The following is a 1,278-nucleotide window of genomic DNA, read 5'->3' as shown; positions in this document are numbered from 1 at the left end:
CAGATTCAGGAGCGTTGAGTGCTGTTCGTCGGAGACGACTGGGCCGAAGACCACCATGATGTGGAGGTGCAAGACGAGCAAGGCCGCACGATGAAAGCGGCGAGAGTGCCCGAAGGCATCGAGGGCATGGCGCGTTTGCATGAGCTGATCGCCCGGTTCCTGCCCGAGGATGCCAATCCCGGACAGGTGCTGGTGTGCATCGAAACCGATCGCGGCCCGTGGGTGCGGGCGTTGGTCGCGGCCGGTTATCAGGTCTACGGAGTGAACCCCAAACAAGCTGCGCGACATCGGGAATTGCTTTCGCTGTCGGGCGCCAAGGACGACAAGGCCGATGCCCGCACCCTGGCCGACATGCTGCGGACCCGCCGCCACCAGCTCCGCCAGGTCGCTGCCGACTCCGTTGAAGCCGAGGCGGTCAAGGTCGCAGCCCGCGCTCATCAGACGATGATCTGGGAACGCACCCGACACATGCTGCGACTACGCACCGCGCTACGCGAGTACTTCCCCGCAGCGCTCGAAGCATATAAGCCACTCGGACTCGCGGGCGCCGACACCCTCGAGTTGCTGACCAAGGCAGCTGATCCCGACTCCGCGGCACGGCTGACGATCAGCCAGATCACCGCTACGCTCAAGCGGGCAAGACGCCAGAACGTGCCCGCCAAGGCCGCCGCGATCCAAGCGGCGCTACGCACTGACCATCTGAGCCAATCCGACATCGTCGTCGGCACCTATGCCGTGTCGGTCCGCACGACGGTCGCGGTCCTGCGCACGCTCAACGAGCAGATCAAGATCCTCGAAGGCGAGGTCGATGCATGTTTTGGCCGGCACCCGGACGCTGAGATCTACCTCAGCCAACCCGGCATGGGCGTGATCACCGGTGCCCGGGTGCTCGCAGAATTCGGCGACGCCAAGGACCGCTACGCCGATGCCAAATCCCACAAGAACTACGCCGGTACCGCCCCGATCACCCGCCAGTCCGGCAAAACCAAGAGCGTCCACGCACGATTCGTCCATAACGACCGCCTCGTCGACGCTCTACACATGCAAGCCCACGCCGCAATGCTGCACGACGCCGCAGCCCGCACCTACTACAACGAACTACGAGCCCGCGAGATCGGCCACAATGCCGCCCTACGACAACTCGGCAACCGACTCGTAGCAATCCTGCATGGCTGCCTGAAAACCAAAACCCTTTACAGCCAAACCGCCGGATGGGCACACCGCTACCAACACCTCGCCGCTTGACATCCAAGCTCCTGGGATGTCTGACACGCAGGG

At 63.8% G+C, this 1,278-nt stretch carries 1 protein-coding gene; it reads left to right on the top strand.

Annotated features, from left to right (window positions below):
• Positions 1-18 precede the first annotated feature (18 nt).
• Positions 19-1,245, top strand: a complete 1,227-nt coding sequence (locus JZ792_RS41160) for an IS110 family RNA-guided transposase (RefSeq protein ID WP_216918406.1) — start codon at positions 19-21, stop codon at positions 1,243-1,245.
• Positions 1,246-1,278: the final 33 nt, after the last annotated feature.

Origin of the sequence: Nocardia noduli (assembly GCF_019038455.1) — a bacterium.
GTDB lineage: Bacteria > Actinomycetota > Actinomycetes > Mycobacteriales > Mycobacteriaceae > Nocardia > Nocardia noduli.
This window is presented reverse-complemented; position numbering and strand designations above follow the sequence as displayed.